This is a genomic window from Pantoea sp. SIMBA_079, from assembly GCF_046940275.1.
GTDB classification, from domain to species: Bacteria; Pseudomonadota; Gammaproteobacteria; order Enterobacterales; family Enterobacteriaceae; genus Pantoea; species Pantoea borealis.
Map to the genome: position 1 here is coordinate 1 of NZ_JAWRYR010000570.1, position 257 is coordinate 257.

The following is a 257-nucleotide window of genomic DNA, read 5'->3' on the forward strand; positions in this document are numbered from 1 at the left end:
GTGCGAGCAGAGCTCGTGGTGCTGGCCCGCGCACGACGACGCGTTCGCCCGGCACGGCTCGATCGTCGCGGTGGCCGACGACCCCTTCCTCGATCTGGGGGCCGGGGAGGCGGTGGCCCAGCTGGCCTGGGCGGACCACGTTCTCGGGGACGCCCTGGACGAGCGATACCCGGGCCTGCGCTCGCGCATCCGTTTCGAGGCATCCCGTCGCGGCTTCGAGCCGTTCCTGAACCGTCGTGACTGGTGGTGGATCGGCC

General features: G+C 72.4%; 1 protein-coding gene. It reads left to right on the forward strand.

Translation table 11 applies throughout. The features are described 5' to 3' along the window. Positions 1-257 (forward strand): hypothetical protein (locus tag SB719_RS21235; protein WP_412159900.1); only part of this gene is annotated, 257 nt, incomplete at both ends.